The organism is Thermosynechococcus sp. QS41 (genome assembly GCF_031583515.1).
In the GTDB taxonomy this organism is placed as follows: Bacteria; Cyanobacteriota; Cyanobacteriia; order Thermosynechococcales; family Thermosynechococcaceae; genus Thermosynechococcus.
Genome location: NZ_CP134181.1, coordinates 1,594,153 through 1,610,822 on the forward strand (window position 1 = coordinate 1,594,153; position 16,670 = coordinate 1,610,822).

Below are 16,670 nucleotides of genomic sequence, written 5' to 3' on the forward strand. Positions count from 1 at the left end.
AATGGAACCGATTACGGTCATTGGTGGTGGTCTAGCGGGTACAGAAGCGGCTTGGCAAATTGTTCGAGCGGGTGTGCCGGTGGTGCTGTATGAAATGCGCCCCCATGTGCCTAGTCCAGCTCACCATACGGCGGAGTTGGCAGAGTTGGTGTGCAGTAATTCCTTTGGTGCCAAGGCGAGCGATCGCGCCACGGGGTTATTGCACCATGAACTGCGTGCCCTTGGGTCGTTGATTATTGCCACTGCCGATCGCCATCAAGTGCCTGCCGGCGGTGCTCTAGCGGTGGATCGTGCCCAGTTTAGTCGTGAGTTGACTGAAACCCTCGAACGCCATCCCCTTGTGACATTGCGGCGCGAAGAACTCCCCCATTTGCCAGAGACCGGGATTGTCGTGCTAGCCACCGGGCCGCTTACCAGTGAGGCGCTGAGTGCGGATCTCCAACGCTTTACCGGACTGGACTACCTCAGCTTTTTCGATGCTGCCAGCCCAATTGTGGTTGGGGAGTCCATTAACCGTGAGGTGGCCTTTTTGGCCTCCCGCTACGACCGAGGGGAAGCGGCCTATCTCAACTGTCCCTTCACTGCTGAGGAATATCAGCGCTTTTGGCAGGCTCTCTGTGAAGCTGAACAGGCACCCTTGAAGGACTTTGAGCGTGAGAATGCTCAATTTTTTGAGGCTTGCTTACCCGTAGAGGAGTTGGCGCAGCGGGGGGTGGATACCCTGCGCTTTGGACCTTTGAAACCCGTGGGCTTGCGAGATCCGCGTACGGGAGAGCGTCCCTATGCGGTGGCACAACTGCGCCAAGAGGATCGCCATGGTCAACTGTGGAACTTGGTGGGCTTTCAAACCAATTTGCGCTGGGGCGAGCAGCAGCGAGTCTTGCGGATGATTCCGGGCTTAGAGCAGGCCGAGTTTGTGCGCATGGGGGTGATGCACCGCAATACCTTCTTAAATGCGCCGAAGTTGTTGAGTGCCAGTCTCCAGTTTCGCGATCGCCCCACCCTCTTGGCGGCGGGTCAAATTACCGGTACCGAAGGGTATACAGCAGCAGCGGCGGGGGGCTGGTTAGCGGGAACGAACGCGGCTCGCTTGGCACAAGGACTCCCACCCTTGGTATTGCCGCCAACCACGATGGCTGGTGCCCTCTTCCACTACATCAGTACGGCGGAGAGCAAAACCTTCCAGCCCATGCCCCCCAACTTTGGTATTCTGCCACCCCTAGAGCAAAACGTTCGGCAAAAGGCCTTGCGCTATGCCGCTTATCGCGATCGCGCCCTCAAAGATTTAAGCATTTGGGCAACAGCGATGTCGCTGCCCCTACAGCCTCCAGAGTTAGACAGGTGCGATCCTGCTGTCGTTGAAGCTGGAGCCTAAGGTAGTCTGGGGGTAGCGTTGGCAGGCGATCGGGCCACTCTATGGCAACAATTCCGAGATCAATTTCTTCCCCAAGCCAATAGCGTTCCGGTGCCAACTCCGCCACTTCAGCAGGGGTAAGGCGATAGAGATCAAAGTGATAGAGGGGCACACGCCCTTCGGGGTATTCCTGAATCAGCGTGAAAGTGGGGCTTTGGATGACATCCGCAATGCCCAATCCCTCCCCCAAGGCTTGCACAAACGTGGTTTTCCCTGCCCCTAGATCCCCCGCTAACAAGAGCACTGTCCCCGGCGGCAGCCATGTCCCCCACTGGCGCCCCAAGGCTTGCAGATCCGCCAAGCTGAGGTTGAGGTTCGTCATCTAGGCGCGCACTGCTTCTAGGAGTCGCGAAAAGTAAAAGCGGGTTTTGGTCATGGCATTGCGTTCAATCCGCCAACCCAAGTCTCGCAAAATCCCCACAATAAATTCCTCACTGTGGAGATAGGCACGGGTGGCCTTGCTGGAGCCGGGGAAGAATTCACCAATTTTTTTTAGCAGCGTATATTTTGGTGTTTTGGGGGCAAAGCTGAGGATCAGTCGCTCCATCGCCAAGGAACTCAAGTGGGCTAGCATCCCTGCCATTTGGCTGTCGGGATAGTGGATGAGGACATCAAGGCAGATGACGGTATGGTATTGTCCCCGCAGGGCTTCAAGATCACTGACACTGAGGATGAGTTCATGGTGGCCATTCAATTGAGCAGCGGCGCGATCGCGGGCTTCGGCCACCATCTTCTCGGAAATGTCACTGGCATAGACCCGTGCCCCCAATTCCGCAAGGGGAATGCTCAGACTACCAACACCACAGCCCGCATCACAAATGAGTTTACCCTTGAGGGAGCCATCAGCCTTGAGCCATGCTAGTACCGTATCAATGGTCTGTTGGTGTCCCATGCGGATATCCGCTTGCACCTTGCTGACCTGATCCGTGCCATAGATGCGCCGCCAGCGATCGAAGCCGGTCGTGTTGAAATAATTTTGAACAATTGCTTTCTCGTCAGCCGTAAATTGTGCCATAGCCCTTAGAATCAATCGTCATTGCCCCATTTATTGTGGCATAGCCGCCTACCGCTGAGAGGTGGTTGGCAGTGCCAATCGGGTACTCACTAGCCCCAAAATTACCCCAATGATGATCAGGAACACCCCCAAGCCCAGCGACCATTCAAGGGAAACATTGCTGGCAAGGGCGCGAAAACTGGCCTGTTGGGTTAACCACTGCTGCAGCTGTTGACTACTGCCCCAGCCAACTATCCACGCCAGTAAACCACCGCCGCCACCTAGACTAGCGGCTTGAATAAATAGGGGGGTATAAATCCAAGTTTGGGTGGCGCCCACCAATGTCATGATCTCAATTTCAGGTTGGCGCACAAGGATAATCAACCGTAAAATGGCGCTCACTAAGGCAACTACCGTTAAACTCAGGAGCAGCACCAAAATGAACGTGACTGCCCGCACCACCCGCTGCACACTTTGCAGACCCGTTAGGGCACGCTCAAGATACTGCACCGACTCAATGCCTTCCTTTTGGGCAATTTGGCTGGCCAGGGGAGCCACCTGTTCGAGGCTTTGGGCGCGGATCTTGATTTCATCGCTGAGGGGATTGGTGTCAAAGAGGGCTAAGCCACCCTGTTCACTTTTGAGGCCTAAATCAGCTTGCAATTGTGCCCAAGCGCGATCGCGATCAATCCAAGTGAAGTCGGCTACCCCCGGTAATGCCGCCAACTGCTCCTTAAGGCTGGCCACTTTGGCTGCGGGAAGAGTCGGCGACACATAGGCCGTAATTTCTAGCCGATTGCCCAAGGACTCGACACTAGCGCCAAGGAGGTGCGACACTTGCCAGCCCCAACCAAAAATAAAGAGCGTCACGGCCACAGCAATAACGGCTGCGCCATTGAGCCAACCACCGCGCCAGAGACTGCGGCGCACTTCTGGAAGCAAAAAGTCAAGGGTGGGTAAGGGACTCAAGTTTGCCATGGTGCAAATGGAGAATCCGATGGGGGACTAAGCGAGTCAAGGCTAAGTCATGGGTGGTAAAGAGAACCGTTAGCCCATGTTGATGGAGGCGATGGAGCAGGGCAAGAATTTGCTGGCTGGTTTGCGGATCCAGATTGCCCGTGGGTTCATCCGCCAGCAATAGCTCAGGCCCACCAACGATTGCCCGAGCAATGCTCACCCGCTGCTGCTCTCCCCCCGATAGAGATTGGGGATTGGCATTGGCTTTGTGGCTCAGGCCCACCAGTTTGAGCGCCGTTTGTACCCGCTGCTGAATTTCTGCTTTGGGAATACCGCGCACCAGCAGCGCAAAAGCCACATTGTCTGCCACGGAGCGATCGCCCAGCAGCTTAAAGTCTTGAAAGATTACCCCCAAGCGCCGCCGCAACTGTGCCATCCGTCGATCCTGTTGGGGATTGACTTCCTCACCAAAGAGGCGAACTATGCCCTGATCTGGGCGAACTTGGCCACAGAGGAGTTTTAAGAGGGTGGATTTACCCGACCCCGAAGCACCCGTGAGAAAATAAAACTCTCCCCGTCGCAGTTGTAAATTGACGCGATGTAAGCAGGGCAAAGTGCCACCAAAGGACTTCGTGACTTGCCACAGTTCTGCAACGATTACCCCCTCAGAGGTGGGTTCGCAGGGGGGTACCACTGGGGTCACTGCTGTCATCGGGACGAGAAACGCTGTCGCCCATACAAACGACTTAGAAGCGCCTTCCATGCAAATTGGGGCAAAGCCAACATCCGCCGCCAGCGCCACGGTTCCTGATACAGACGGTAGAGCCATTCTAGATGGAGTTTTTGCATTAGCTTGGGTGCTCGCTTTTTAACCCCTGCCCACACATCAAAACTACCGCCCACGCCAACCCAAATCGCCTCTGGACAAATGTGACGATGGCGATCAATCCAATATTCCTGACGGGGAACTCCCAAAGCCACAAAAATAATGTGGGGTTGTGTCTCCTTTAGCGTTTCAATGAGAGCAACCTCTGTATCGGCATCGTGGTAGCCTGACTGCACACCAATAATGTTCAGGTTGGGCAACTCTCGATGCCAGCGCTCAGCTACTTTTTCTGCCACCCCCGGCGCTGCCCCATAGAAGAAGACCCGCTTGGGCTGGGGCGCCTCATTGGCAAGTCGCAGGAGGGCTTCGGCAAATTCAATCCCCGGCAGACGGCGCACCGAAAGGCCATGCAACTTGAGGTAGAGAATGACCCCCGATCCATCGGGAATCACCAAATCAGCACGGTGTAAAACATCAGCAAACTCTGGTGTTCGCTCCGCCAGCATCACCATCTCTGAATTGAGCGTGATCACGTGCTGACCATGGCCATCCCGCTGTTGCATTAGCAGCCACTCAGGAGCGTTGTCCACCAAATGAAGGGGAAATCCGAAAACTGAGACTTTTGCGGGAATGGTGGGCATCACAAGGGGGTAACCCATAGGGAAATTGAGCACAAGAAACACCGAGTATCTTACAGCCCTTTTCACAGCAAGTGAACACTCTGCGCAAAACAGCGTGATGGGCAGGAGAACGCTTCAGTAGTGGATCCCCGTCGTCTGGAAAAGGGCTATATCGGATATACAAGGTCATCCCACGGGATATGCCTTGTTGAAAACCACAAAACGCCTTTGCTAGATTAGAGTCGTTATTAAGATTCGTAAACTTGGCTCTTATCGTCCCATTGAGCTACCTCACGAATCTGCCTTTATCACTTCCTTTCGGAGTTGAGTTTTATGACGATCGCAATTGGACGAGCGCCAGCAGAACGGGGATGGTTTGACATCCTCGACGACTGGCTCAAGCGTGACAGATTTGTCTTTGTCGGCTGGTCAGGCATCCTGCTGTTTCCCTGCGCCTACCTTGCCCTCGGGGGCTGGCTGACCGGTACCACCTTTGTGACCTCTTGGTACACCCACGGCCTCGCCTCCAGCTACCTCGAAGGCTGCAACTTCCTCACCGTTGCCGTTTCCACCCCCGCCAACAGCATGGGGCACTCCCTCCTGCTCCTCTGGGGTCCCGAAGCCCAAGGGGACTTCACCCGCTGGTGCCAACTGGGCGGTCTGTGGACCTTTATCGCCCTCCACGGCGCCTTTGGCCTCATTGGCTTCATGCTGCGGCAATTTGAAATTGCTCGCTTGGTGGGCATCCGTCCCTACAACGCCATTGCCTTCAGTGCCCCCATTGCCGTTTTTGTCAGCGTCTTTTTGATCTATCCCTTGGGGCAATCCAGTTGGTTCTTTGCCCCCAGCTTTGGCGTGGCTGCCATCTTCCGCTTCCTGCTGTTCTTCCAAGGGTTCCACAACTGGACTTTGAACCCCTTCCACATGATGGGGGTGGCCGGTGTGCTCGGCGGTGCCCTGTTGTGTGCCATCCACGGTGCCACAGTGGAGAACACCCTCTTCCAAGATGGCGAAGGCGCCAGCACTTTCCGTGCCTTTAGCCCCACCCAATCGGAAGAGACCTACTCGATGGTGACGGCCAACCGGTTCTGGAGCCAAATTTTTGGCATTGCCTTCTCGAACAAGCGCTGGTTGCACTTTTTCATGTTGTTTGTGCCCGTGACGGGGCTGTGGATGAGTGCGATTGGCGTGGTGGGTCTGGCGTTGAACCTGCGGTCTTACGACTTTATTTCGCAGGAGATTCGGGCAGCGGAAGACCCTGAGTTTGAGACGTTCTACACGAAGAACCTGCTCTTGAACGAGGGCATTCGCGCTTGGATGGCGCCCCAAGACCAACCCCATGAAAACTTTGTCTTCCCAGAAGAGGTACTCCCCCGTGGTAACGCTCTGTAGAGCCTAATCGTATCCTCGTCTGAGTGTCCCTCTCCAATTGGGGAGGGATTTTTTATCTCAAGCAAATAGGGGAAGTTCGTTGAACGACTTGCCCTGCTGATCCTTGGCAGAAAGGAGGGGTTCGCTGTCGATCGGCCATTGAATGCCGACGGTTGGATCATTCCACAGCAGCGTATATTCATCCCCCGGATTGTAGTAGTCCGTTGTTTTGTAGAGCACTTGGGCAGTGGCTGATTGCACCCAGAAACCATGGGCAAAGCCAGGGGGAATCCACAGTTGCTGGAAGGTCTGCGCACTCAGCCAAGTCCCCACCCATTGGCCACAGGTGGGCGAAGAGCGCCGCAAATCGACTGCGACATCGAAAATTTCCCCCTCGATCACGCGAATGAGTTTGCCTTGGGGCTGTTGGTGCTGGTAGTGTAATCCCCGTAGCACGCCCTGTTGTGAGGCAGAGTGATTGTCTTGGACAAAGGTCACCTCTAAGCCTGTAGCGGCCATAAAAGCCCGCTGATTAAAGCTTTCTAGGAAAAAGCCCCGCTGATCGCGAAAGACACGGGGTTCCAAGAGCAGAACGTCAGCGATCGCCAGCGGTTGTACCTTAAGCATGAATGCCTCCAGTGACTTCTGCCCACACCTGCAAGAGATATTGACCGTAGCTACTTTTGCGCAGGGGTTGGGCGAGTTCATAAAGTTGCTCTGGGGTAATGTAGCCCTGATGCAGAGCAATTTCCTCTAAGCAGGCAATTTTCACCCCCTGCCGTTCCTCCAGCGTGCGAATGAAGCTGCTGGCCTGTTGCAGCAGATCATGGGTACCCGTATCCAGCCACGCATAGCCGCGGCCGAGCAATTCCACCCGCAGTTGTCCCTTTTCAAGGTAGAGGCGGTTGAGATCGGTGATTTCCAGTTCCCCCCGCGCCGATGGTTGAAGCTGGGCTGCCAGATCGCACACTTGATGGTCATAGAAATAGATGCCGGGCACCGCATAGTTGGACTTGGGCACCGCTGGCTTTTCCTCAATGCCGAGGACGCGACCGCTGGCATCAAACTCAATCACACCGTACTGCTGCGGATTGGCCACCCGATAGCCAAAAATCATTGCCCCTTCCGTCAATTGCGCCCCCTGTTGCAATTTTTGGGGTAAATCATGGCCGTAGAGTAGATTATCCCCAAGGGTGAGGCAGACGGGTTCTCCTTGTAAAAACTCCCGCCCTAGGATAAAAGCTTCCGCGAGACCATTGGGCTGAGGCTGCACACAATAGCTGAGGGACAAGCCCCACTGATGACCATCCCCTAGAAGCTTTTCAAAAAGATAGAGGTGCTCTGGGGTAGAAATAATGAGGATCTGCCGAATCCCCGCCAGCATCAGAATTGAGAGGGGATAGTAAATCATCGGCTTGTCATAAATGGGCATCAGTTGTTTACTGAGCACCTGTGTCAGGGGATAGAGGCGGGTTCCAGAGCCACCAGCCAAAATAATTCCTTTCATGGGCAATGACTAAGAACGCTGCCATAGTGGGTTGCCAGCCAAGCACTGTAGTCGGCGGTGCGCGCTGCTTCTACCCAGTCTTGATGGGCAAGATACCACTGCACGGTTTTTTCAAGGCCACTGCTGAAGGTTTCTTGGGGCTGCCACCCCAGTTCCCGCTGAATTTTACGGGCGTCAATGGCGTAGCGGCGATCGTGGCCGGGGCGATCGCTCACAAAGGTAATCAAGCTGCAGTAATTCAAATCAGACCGGGGCACAAGGGTTTGCAGCAGATCGCAGAGGGTGTGCACGACCTCAAGGTTCGGCTTTTCGCAGTTGCCACCAATGTTGTAGGTTTCCCCCACCTGACCCTTTTGCCAAACGGTATAGACCGCACGGCAGTGATCTTCAACGTAGAGCCAATCCCGCACATTTTGACCATCGCCATATATCGGCAGCGGTTGCCCCGCTAGGGCTTGGCAGATCACCAGCGGAATCAGCTTTTCGGGAAACTGGTAGGGACCATAGTTGTTGGAGCAATTCGTTGTCAGGGTGGGCAGGCCGTAGGTGTGGTGGTAAGCTCGCACCAAGTGATCCGAGGCAGCCTTTGAAGCGGCATAGGGGCTGTTGGGGGCGTAAGGGGTGTCCTCCCGAAAGGGCGGATCCTCAGGGCCAAGGCTGCCATAGACTTCATCGGTGGAAATATGAATGAAGCGGAACTGCTCCTGTGCTCCAGTGGGTAACTGTTGCCAGTAGGTTTTGACCTCCTCTAGGAGATTGGCGGTGCCCACAACATTGGTTTGGATAAAGTCTTGGGGACTATTGATGGAGCGATCGACATGGCTTTCGGCAGCAAAGTGAATCACGGCATCGGGCTGAAAGGTTTGCAATAGCTCTTGGACAAGGGGGCGATCGCCCACATCCCCCTTGACAAATTGATAATTGGGCAATTGCTCGAGCATGGCCAAAGTGCCGGGGTGACAGGCATAGGTCACTTTATCGAGGTTGAGTACCGCCCCCCAGCCTTCCGTAAGGGCTAAGCGCACAAAGTTGGCGCCAATAAAACCACCCCCACCCGTTACCAAAAACTTGATCATGGACACTGATACCACCAGATTCTGGCTTGCATCATACCAAGACTAGACACCCGTTCAGAAAAAGACGTTTACTAGGAATGAACATTTGCTCAGGCGGACAATCATGGATGAATTTATGGCGGCGGCGATCGCCGAAGCAGAACAAGGACTCAGAGAAGGTGGCATTCCGATTGGCTCGGTCTTGGTGCGCAATGGCCAAATCATTGGTCGCGGCCACAACCAACGGGTGCAGCGGGGTAGTCCGATTCTGCATGCGGAGATTGACTGTCTGGCCAATGCGGGTCGCATCGGTCGCTATGAGGATACGGTGCTCTACTCAACCCTAATGCCCTGCTATCTCTGTGCGGGTGCTGTGGTGCAGTTTAGCATCAAAAAAGTCATTGCGGGTGAATCCCAGACCTTTCCGGGGGCGCGGGAGTTCATGGCAGCCCACGGCGTTGAGGTGATTGACCTGAACTTGGAGCGATGCCAGCAGTTAATGCGGGACTTTATTACGCAGCATCCCCAGCTTTGGTTTGAGGACATTGGCGAACTCACCTCTGAAGGAGAGTAGCGAAATTTTAGGACACGGGAATACGCGGCAAGCGGTTCTTGAAGCCACAGAGAATTTCCCAAGTAATTGTGCCTAGGGTGTCCGCCCAAGTTTCTACGGTTAGGCAGTCCCCGCCATCTTCGCCAAGAAGGGTCACCACATCCCCCTCCTGAAGGCCATCAATGTCACTGACATCAATCATCAGTTGATCCATCGTAATGGCCCCCACTTGGCGAACGCGCTTTCCCTGAACCAAGACTTCGAGCTTGTTGGAAAGAAGGCGGGGCACCCCATCAGCGTAGCCAATGCCCACAACGGCAATTTTCATCGGTTTTGGGGCAATGAATTGGTGGCCATAGCTAATGCCCGTATGGGCGGGAATCTCCTTCAACAGGGTAATGCGCGATCGCACTTGCATCACTGGTCGCAGCGGCACCACCCCCCGTAAATGGGGCGCCGGATACACGCCGTAGAGACTCAAACCAACGCGCACCATGTCATAGTGACTACTGCGGTTGGCCAAGGTGGCTGCCGAATTGGCCATGTGACGTCGCACAGCCCCTAAACCTAGGGCCGAAATCTGTTCCCACACCTGTTCAAAATAGACCTGCTGCTGCCACATCAAACTGGGATCGGGGTCATCGGCACTGGCAAAGTGAGAATAGATTCCTTGGATGCACAGGTGGGGTAACCGCTGCACAAACTGCACAAATTCGACTGCATTCTGCCACGGACAGCCCAAGCGGGACATGCCTGTATCAATCATCAAATGAACATCAAGAGGTTCCCGCCGGTGATCGGCGTAGTCGGAGAAAATCAGCGCTTGCTTGGGTGTGGAGAGAGTAGGCTGAAGCTGCCACTCGGCCATCATCTGCACCTGCACGGGCAAATTGACGGATCCCAAGACCAAAATTGGCGCTGTAATCCCCACCTGCCGTAGGGCAATCCCTTCGGGGATTGTTGCCACCCCTAGCCAAGTTGCACCGTGGGCTAAAACCGTCTGTGCCACCGTGAGGGCGCCATGACCATAGGCATCTGCTTTCACCACGGCTAAAAGTTCCGTTGTTGGTGCCAGCCATTGGCGAAGATGTTGGGTATTCGCTGCCAAGGCCGCCAAATCAATTTCAATCCATGCGCGCTCACACTCCTGGGAACTGGTGAGCTGTTCCTGACTGAGCATTGTTTTTCCTATCCTCACACCATAATTCCCCACAGGGGGTGACGAAACTTACAGCCACGGGTGCTCTGTGATTCAATGTATAGCACTCTATGTTCGGTCTTGGCGTCAATTATTCGGTTCTTGGCAAAACCTGCTAGAGTGGCACTACAGCCCTTTTCTCAGACCTAGCGTCCATGAAGGGGATGTATTGTGGCTCTCACAGTTTGGAGCGTGTTTCATCCCTGTGAAAAGGGCAGTAGATTGGCTGTGGTTGCCCTCTCTCTGAACGGGGCAATGTCATTTTTGTTGGTGTGAGGTCGAGGTTCGAGTGGACAACTGGCACAAGACATCCCTAGGGCTAAATCCTCTGGGAGCGATTGGCGTGTTTGACAGTGGGGTGGGCGGCTTAACGGTTTTACAGGCACTCCAACGCCTTTTACCCCAAGAATCGTTTCTCTACTTTGGGGATACAGCACGGTTGCCCTATGGAACTCGCCGCCGCAGTGAAATCCTGCAATATGTGCGGGAGATTTTGACGTGGATGCATTCCCAAGGCGTCAAGATGGCGGTGATGGCCTGCAACACCAGTTCAGCCCTTGCCTTGGCACAGGTTCGCAGTGAGTTTCCCTTTCCGATCCTTGGCTTGATTGTCCCCGCTGCCAAGATGGCGGTCACGCTGGGAAAGCGCATTGGTGTCATTGCTACCCCCGCAACGGTTAAAAGCGGTGCCTATGCACGGGCACTTCAGGAACTCTCACCCACAGTGGCGATCGCTCAAGTGGCTTGCCCTGAGTTTGTCCCCCTTGTGGAAAGCAATTGCCTAGAGGGCGATCGCGTCCACCGCATTGTTTGTCAGACCCTAAACCCCCTAGTTCAATTTGACCCCGATACCCTCATTTATGGTTGCACCCATTACCCCCACCTGCGCCCTGTGATTGAGCAGTATTTGCCCGCAACGGTTCATCACCTTGATCCTGCCCATGCCGTTGCCCGTGCAACAGTGCGCAAACTAGAGGCCATGAATTTAGCGACTCCTTGCCCCCAAGGCCAAGTGCACTTTTATGTCAGTGGGATACCCGAACAATTTGCCCAGTTAGCCAGTCAATGGCTGGGATACTACCCAACGGTGGAGCATCTATCCTTGAGTGTCTTGACCCAATTCTATCCGCCATTAGAGATAACCGCCCCGCCACCAGAGGTCTCCGTGGTTGTTGCCAGCTAGGTGCCCTTGGGAATTTTGGCACAATAGAACTATGCCATCTGGCCATGTTGTCTATTCACCACCCTTGGAGGATTCCCGTGAGTAGTACCAGTAATTTTCAAGAGGCGATTCGCGAGGCGCGCAGTAGCGCGATCGTCGGTCCCAATGTGATTCGCAATGCCCTGCCCTTTGTCGGTGGTGGCCTCGTCCTGACGGCGGTGGGTAGCTGGGGTGGTCTGGGCGTGCTTGCTGCTGCGCCCCAACTCTTCATGCCCACGTTTATTGTGGCCATTATTGCTGAACTTGTCCTCTTTTTTGTGGCGCAGGGAGCCGCTCGCAAAGGGAATAATGGGCTAGCCCTACCCCTATTGGCCACCTACAGTTTGCTGTCGGGTTATACGCTCTCTGGATTGATTGCCCTTGCCCTCAGCACTGTAGGCATTATGGGGATCATCATTGCCGCTGGCGGCTGTGGCATCACGTTTATGGCCGCTAGTCCCATTGGTTCCAATCTGTCGGAACGCGATGGCTTTGCCCTTGCCAAAACGGTACAACTGGGGATTATTGCCCTGCTGGTGGTGCTCGTTCTCCAGTTAGTCTTCAGCTTCTTTGGTGTCTTTACACCCACGTTTCTGGAAATTGCGATTTCTGGCATTGGTGTCGTGCTCTTTGTGGGGGCTGCGGTGGTGGACTTCTTTGTGCTGCCCCGTACCTACCGCGATGATCAGTACCTCTCTGCTGCCCTTTCGATGTACCTGACCTACATCAACCTGTTTATCTTTATCCTGCGGTTACTGATTGCCCTCAATCGCAGTCGCTAAAACAGCAGATGACACTGGGCATGATCCCGGAGGAGATGGTCACAGAGAACGAGAGCTACCATTGCCTCGACCATCGGCACCGCTCGCGGTAACACACAGGGATCATGCCGCCCTTTTGCCGCTAGAATTGTCTCCTCGCCTGCTTGGTTCACGGTTTTCTGGGCTTGGCCAATGGTGGCGGTGGGCTTAAAAGCTACCCGCAAAATAATGTTTTCGCCATTGGAGATGCCCCCCTGAACCCCCCCAGAGCGATTGGTGCGGGTGCGAATTCTTCCCTGTTCATCGGTATAGAACTCGTCATTGTGCTCTTGACCCGTGAGCAGGGTACCGGCAAAGCCAGAACCAATTTCAAAGCCCTTACTGGCGGGCAGCGACATCACCCCCTTGGCAAGATCTGCTTCTAGTTTGTCAAAGACGGGGGAGCCTAGGCCGACAGGCACATTGCGAACCACGCACTCAATGACACCGCCAATAGAGTTGGCTTGCCGCCGCACGTCATCCACAAGGGCAATCATCTTTTCTGCGGTGGTGGCATCGGGACAGCGCATGATATTCGCCTCAACGGCAGCCGCTGCCACGGTATCAGGATCAACAACGGCTTCAATGTCCTTGACCCGCTTGACGTAGGCAATGATTTCGGTACCCGCGACTTGAGCCAGAATTTTGCGGGCGATCGCCCCCGCTGCAACCCGCCCAATGGTTTCCCGTGCCGAGGAACGCCCACCCCCTTGCCAGTTGCGAATCCCGTATTTGCCGTCATAGGTAGCATCTGCATGGGAGGGACGATAGACCTGTGCCATTTCGGCATAATCTTCGGGGCGAGTGTCCTTGTTGCGCACCAGAATCGCAATGGGCGTGCCGAGGGTTTTGCCCTCAAAGACCCCGGAGAGAATTTCACAGCGATCGCTCTCTTGGCGAGGGGTCGTGAGCCGACTTTGGCCGGGGCGGCGGCGATCCAGTTCCTTTTGAATATCCGCTTCTGACAGTTCCAATCGGGGAGGGCAGCCATCCACAACCACCCCCACACCGCCCCCATGGGATTCACCAAAGGTGGTGACGCGAAAGAGATGCCCAAACGTATTGCCCATAGTGATTTCTGAAACCTACGATCCGCTCACCCGAAAGGCCATGCCACAGCCACAGGTTTGACTGGCATTGGGATTGTGGAAGCGAAAAGCGCCCCCCATTAAGTCTTCGATGTAATCCACCCGCAACCCCCGCAACATCTCAGCCGCTTCCGCCGCGATCGCGATCGTCCAGCCTTGGGACTGGGTGAGCACATCCGTCGGCTCGGGTTCGGTCACAAGGGCAAGATCGTAGCGCCAGTCACCGCAGGCACTAGGTTGCACCTGAATCCGTAGAATCGCGGCTCGACCTCGACTGACGCCATGGGCTTGGAGACGTTCCAACTCTTGAATGGCTGCGGGGGTCAATTCCACCATCTTGCACCAAACTAGCGGGAACCATCAGTATATCGTGGTTTGAGGAGGTTGGTGAGAGCTGCCTTGGCGTTGGGGTAGTCAAATTGAAATCCCGTAGCCAGCGTCCGCTCCGGCAAGACCCGCTGCCCCTTGAGCACCACATCGGCACCTTCCCCCAGCAGCAATTGGAGGACGGCGGCGGGCACAGGCAACCAAGAGGGGCGCTGCATCACCTCTCCTAATACCCGGCAAAAGTCCGCCATCGTCAGTGGCTCTGGGGCGGTGGCATTGTAAACCCCCTGCATTCCCGCTTGATCCACTGCGGCCAGAATCAGGCGCACTAAATCCTGCTGATGGATCCACGAAAACCACTGCTGACCCGACCCAAGGGGCCCCCCTAGATATAACTGAAAGGGCAATAGGAGCTTGGCCAGTGCCCCCTGCTCGCCGAGGACAATGCCAAAACGCAGAATTACGAACCGCACCCCTAAATCCGTTACCCCTTGGGCAGCCGCTTCCCAGTCCACACAGACCTTGGCCAGAAAATCATTTCCCGCTGCATGGGTTTCGACAAACGTTTCTGTATCGCTAGTGCCGTAGTAGCCAATGGCAGAGGTCGAGACCAATACCCGCGGGCGCTGTTGACATTGGGCGATCGCCCGCACCAACTGCTGTGTGCCGACAACCCGGCTACCGTAGATCTCCTGTTTGCGCTGCGCTGTCCAGCGACCATTGGCAAGGGGTTCTCCTGCCAAGTTAATTACTGCATCCGCCCCCTCAAGGGCAGCAAACCAGTCCCCAGCGGCTTTGGGGGTATAGCCCACCCATTCAACATGGGTCATGCCAGCGAATTGTTTGGCGGCTTTCGCCGGGGAGCGTACTAAGGCAACCACGTGATCGCCGCGATCGCTGAGGGCGCTGACGACCTGCTGCCCGACAAATCCAGTAGCACCGGTTACAACGACTCTCATAGATCCCTATCCATGGGTTGCGCTGGACGCTTTTGCCTCAAGGGCGGCCACCACGGGTTGCCACTCTGTACCGTAGCGTTCCCGCAGGGTGTGCCAAGCTGCCACTTGACCTGCGGCGTATTCACCGGGCTTACCCCACTGCAAAAAGGCACTGAGGACGGATTTCTCATTGGCATCGAGAAAGCGAATGGCGTAGGTAGGAAAGTTGCCCCGCTTGGCTTGCCCTTCCTCAAAGCGAATTTTGGCCACCTGATCCATATTCAAGTGAAACTCAAAGTCCTCCGTGTGCATATTGGCATAGCGCCCCTTGGGCAGTTCAGCATAGAAAACCTTGGTGAGGGGCGATCGCACCTCCAGAACGGCAGTTTCGTTTGTAACCACAAGGCGCAGTAGCCCCAATTGCTCACAATCCCTGAGAAATTGCTGAAAGGAGGGAGAAGTATCAGACATCGTTGGTGCATCAGCTATGAACGCTTCTTCCACTGTGACGCACAGAGGATGCTGATGCAAGACTGCCAAGTTGGTCTTTGTTATTTGGCCTTGGCCAAGTGCAGCACCACCCCCAAGCCTGCTCCCATGTCCTCCGGGGTCACCTTACCATCGTGGTTGGCATCGAGGGCATCAAACACTGCATCCGTTCCCAGCCACTCTTCGCGGGTAATAATGCCATCGCCATCGAGGTCATAGACATGGAAGAGTTCTTCTGCTGCATGGGTGAGGGTTTCCGCCCCTTCAAGGCGGGTCAGTCGCTGCGTCAAGAGATCCTCAAGGGTCTCCAGTGCCTTGGTGAAGCCCTTAATGCCCTCATCCAGTTTTTCACTGGCCATCTCATCAGCCGCGTGCATCTTGCGGAAGGTGGCTTCATCCATAGCGACTTTTTCAATGTCAAGGGTGGCAGCGATCGCCGGATCCAGTTTGCGTTTTAGCTCGCCACTGGTGTTTTGTAGCTCCTGTAGCAGTGCCGGTGAAATCGTCAGCAGATCACAACCCGCCAGTTCAATAATTTCGCCAATGTTGCGGAAGCTGGCGCCCATCACTTCCGTGGGGTAGCCGAATTTCTTGTAGTAGTTGTAGATTTTGGTGACGGAAATCACCCCTGGATCCTCAGGCCCTGGATACTCGGCACGACCTGTTTTTTTCTTGTACCAGTCGAGAATGCGCCCAACAAAGGGGGAAATCAATGTCACACCCGCCTCAGCACAGGCGATCGCCTGATGGAAGCCAAACAGTAGGGTTAAATTACAGTGAATGCCCTCTTTTTCGAGAATTTCGGCAGCGCGGATGCCTTCCCAGGTCGAGGCAATTTTAATCAGCACGCGATCGCGCCCCACGCCTGCGGCTTCGTATTGGCCAATCAACTCCCGCGCCTTTTGCACTGTAGCTTCTGTATCGTAGGAGAGCCGCGCATCTACTTCCGTTGAGACCCGACCGGGGATAATTTGCAAAATTTTCAAGCCAAAGGCCACCGCCAAGCGATCCACAGCAAGGGAGACAATCTCACGGGGAGTAGCACCAGACCCCAAATCAGCTTTGGCTTTGCGCAGGGTTTCATCCACAATGGGCTGGTACTCCTTCATTTGGGCAGCAGCCGTAATCAACGAGGGATTGGTGGTGGCATCACGGGGGGTGAATTTTTCGATGGCGAGGATGTCTCCCGTATCGGCGACCACAACTGTCATTTGTCGCAACTGTTCCAGCAAGTTCATGGGACAAGTCTCCCAAACGTGTCCCTTTCATTATCGTTCGCCAGCCCAAGGGTCGGGGAAAGCGCCGTAACAAAGCGCAATATGTCACCCCTCG

At 55.1% G+C, this 16,670-nt stretch carries 19 protein-coding genes; 5 read left to right on the forward strand and 14 right to left on the reverse strand.

Annotation, left to right across the window (positions count from 1 at the left end; all coding sequences use genetic code 11):
• The first annotated feature begins 1 nt into the window (after position 1).
• Entirely contained in the window at positions 2 to 1,375 is a 1,374-nt protein-coding gene (trmFO, locus tag RHJ80_RS07810) for an FADH(2)-oxidizing methylenetetrahydrofolate--tRNA-(uracil(54)-C(5))-methyltransferase TrmFO (protein WP_310800720.1), read from the forward strand.
• Here the strand turns inward: trmFO and tsaE are convergent.
• Genes tsaE through RHJ80_RS07835 form a run of 5 tightly spaced genes read right to left on the reverse strand, consistent with a single transcriptional unit; the run spans position 1,278 to position 4,850 of the window.
• A complete protein-coding gene (tsaE, locus tag RHJ80_RS07815) occupies positions 1,278 to 1,736 on the reverse strand; it encodes a tRNA (adenosine(37)-N6)-threonylcarbamoyltransferase complex ATPase subunit type 1 TsaE (RefSeq protein WP_206199691.1) in 459 nt (152 codons plus the stop codon). The genes trmFO and tsaE overlap by 98 nt on opposite strands.
• Positions 1,737 to 2,429 carry a magnesium protoporphyrin IX methyltransferase gene (gene bchM / locus RHJ80_RS07820; RefSeq protein ID WP_302676227.1) on the reverse strand — a complete coding sequence of 231 codons (693 nt, stop codon included), beginning with the start codon at positions 2,427 to 2,429 and terminating at the stop codon, positions 1,737 to 1,739.
• A 48-nt stretch (positions 2,430 to 2,477) separates the two neighbouring features.
• Positions 2,478 to 3,386 carry a permease-like cell division protein FtsX gene (locus tag RHJ80_RS07825; protein WP_310800721.1) on the reverse strand — a complete coding sequence of 303 codons (909 nt, stop codon included), beginning with the start codon at positions 3,384 to 3,386 and terminating at the stop codon, positions 2,478 to 2,480.
• Positions 3,355 to 4,077, reverse strand: coding sequence for a cell division ATP-binding protein FtsE (gene ftsE / locus RHJ80_RS07830; RefSeq protein WP_310800722.1), 723 nt, complete (start codon positions 4,075 to 4,077; stop codon positions 3,355 to 3,357). The genes RHJ80_RS07825 and ftsE overlap by 32 nt, the downstream gene beginning before the upstream one ends.
• Positions 4,074 to 4,850, reverse strand: coding sequence for a WecB/TagA/CpsF family glycosyltransferase (locus RHJ80_RS07835; protein ID WP_310453381.1), 777 nt, complete (start codon positions 4,848 to 4,850; stop codon positions 4,074 to 4,076). The genes ftsE and RHJ80_RS07835 overlap by 4 nt, the downstream gene beginning before the upstream one ends.
• 294 nt (positions 4,851 to 5,144) lie before the next feature.
• Here RHJ80_RS07835 and psbD point away from each other — a divergent pair, with 294 nt between their 5' ends.
• Positions 5,145 to 6,203, forward strand: coding sequence for a photosystem II D2 protein (photosystem q(a) protein) (gene psbD, locus RHJ80_RS07840; RefSeq protein WP_149818344.1), 1,059 nt, complete (start codon positions 5,145 to 5,147; stop codon positions 6,201 to 6,203).
• Between the two features lie 57 nt (positions 6,204 to 6,260).
• Here psbD and rfbC read toward each other — a convergent pair whose 3' ends face one another.
• From rfbC to rfbB, 3 genes are read right to left on the reverse strand one after another with little or no spacing between them, the layout of a single operon-like run.
• Entirely contained in the window at positions 6,261 to 6,809 is a 549-nt protein-coding gene (gene rfbC / locus RHJ80_RS07845; RefSeq protein ID WP_310744431.1) for a dTDP-4-dehydrorhamnose 3,5-epimerase, read from the reverse strand.
• On the reverse strand, positions 6,802 to 7,689 hold the full coding sequence (gene rfbA, locus RHJ80_RS07850) for a glucose-1-phosphate thymidylyltransferase RfbA (RefSeq protein WP_310800723.1): 888 nt from the start codon (positions 7,687 to 7,689) through the stop codon (positions 6,802 to 6,804). Before rfbA ends, rfbC begins: the two co-directional genes overlap by 8 nt.
• Positions 7,686 to 8,765, reverse strand: coding sequence for a dTDP-glucose 4,6-dehydratase (rfbB, locus tag RHJ80_RS07855; protein WP_310800724.1), 1,080 nt, complete (start codon positions 8,763 to 8,765; stop codon positions 7,686 to 7,688). Before rfbB ends, rfbA begins: the two co-directional genes overlap by 4 nt.
• Positions 8,766 to 8,868: 103 nt before the next feature.
• Between rfbB and RHJ80_RS07860 the strand changes: the two genes are divergently transcribed.
• Positions 8,869 to 9,318 carry a nucleoside deaminase gene (locus RHJ80_RS07860; protein WP_310800725.1) on the forward strand — a complete coding sequence of 150 codons (450 nt, stop codon included), beginning with the start codon at positions 8,869 to 8,871 and terminating at the stop codon, positions 9,316 to 9,318.
• A 7-nt stretch (positions 9,319 to 9,325) separates the two neighbouring features.
• Here RHJ80_RS07860 and alr read toward each other — a convergent pair whose 3' ends face one another.
• Entirely contained in the window at positions 9,326 to 10,477 is a 1,152-nt protein-coding gene (gene alr / locus RHJ80_RS07865; protein ID WP_310800726.1) for an alanine racemase, read from the reverse strand.
• A 307-nt stretch (positions 10,478 to 10,784) separates the two neighbouring features.
• Here alr and murI point away from each other — a divergent pair, with 307 nt between their 5' ends.
• Positions 10,785 to 11,678, forward strand: a complete 894-nt coding sequence (gene murI / locus RHJ80_RS07870; RefSeq protein WP_149818353.1) for a glutamate racemase — start codon at positions 10,785 to 10,787, stop codon at positions 11,676 to 11,678.
• Between the two features lie 77 nt (positions 11,679 to 11,755).
• Positions 11,756 to 12,478, forward strand: coding sequence for a Bax inhibitor-1 family protein (locus tag RHJ80_RS07875; protein ID WP_190278207.1), 723 nt, complete (start codon positions 11,756 to 11,758; stop codon positions 12,476 to 12,478).
• On the opposite strand, the gene aroC is transcribed toward RHJ80_RS07875, so the two are convergent.
• From aroC to RHJ80_RS07900, 5 genes are all read right to left on the reverse strand, one after another.
• Positions 12,475 to 13,566 carry a chorismate synthase gene (gene aroC / locus RHJ80_RS07880; protein ID WP_310800727.1) on the reverse strand — a complete coding sequence of 364 codons (1,092 nt, stop codon included), beginning with the start codon at positions 13,564 to 13,566 and terminating at the stop codon, positions 12,475 to 12,477. The two genes, RHJ80_RS07875 and aroC, sit on opposite strands and share 4 nt — an antisense overlap.
• Before the next feature lie 15 nt (positions 13,567 to 13,581).
• Entirely contained in the window at positions 13,582 to 13,920 is a 339-nt protein-coding gene (locus RHJ80_RS07885) for an iron-sulfur cluster assembly accessory protein (RefSeq protein ID WP_302676218.1), read from the reverse strand.
• An 11-nt stretch (positions 13,921 to 13,931) separates the two neighbouring features.
• The gene (locus RHJ80_RS07890; RefSeq protein WP_310800728.1) at positions 13,932 to 14,870 is read right to left on the reverse strand and encodes a TIGR01777 family oxidoreductase; all 939 of its coding nucleotides are present in this window, start codon (positions 14,868 to 14,870) and stop codon (positions 13,932 to 13,934) included.
• 6 nt (positions 14,871 to 14,876) lie between these two features.
• Entirely contained in the window at positions 14,877 to 15,320 is a 444-nt protein-coding gene (locus RHJ80_RS07895) for a ChuX/HutX family heme-like substrate-binding protein (RefSeq protein WP_302677996.1), read from the reverse strand.
• A gap of 80 nt (positions 15,321 to 15,400) precedes the next feature.
• Entirely contained in the window at positions 15,401 to 16,576 is a 1,176-nt protein-coding gene (locus RHJ80_RS07900) for a transaldolase (protein ID WP_206199707.1), read from the reverse strand.
• Positions 16,577 to 16,670: the final 94 nt, after the last annotated feature.